Source organism: Enterobacter cloacae complex sp. 6730903, assembly GCF_048283985.1.
Lineage (GTDB): Bacteria > Pseudomonadota > Gammaproteobacteria > Enterobacterales > Enterobacteriaceae > Enterobacter > Enterobacter hormaechei_C.
The window spans coordinates 1-290 of record NZ_JBLVXX010000215.1 but is presented as its reverse complement, the minus strand read 5'-3'; the positions used below and the strand labels follow the sequence as shown (position 1 = coordinate 290).

Genomic DNA, 290 nt, shown 5'->3' with positions numbered 1-290 from the left:
CAACTCGAGTGCAAGAATACGTTTTACTTCTTGTGGATTACGACCAGCCGCGATTTCATCTAATAAAGCTTTGATCTCATCTAGAGTTTTAAAACTTAATAAATCGAAATAACGTTCGATTAAAGAGTCAGGCATTGATAATACTTTTTGGTACATTGCACCTGGCGCATCAAAAACACCAATATAGTTACCTAAAGATTTAGACATTTTATTTACGCCATCTAAACCTTCTAGAATTGGTACAGTGATACACACTTGTGATTCTTGGCCATAACGGCTTTGTAACGTAC

General features: G+C 35.9%; 1 pseudogene. It reads right to left on the bottom strand.

Features of this window, described 5'->3' with window-relative positions:
- Window positions 1–290, bottom strand: a pseudogene (locus ACNQ0W_RS25640) (tyrosine--tRNA ligase); the annotation flags it as partial.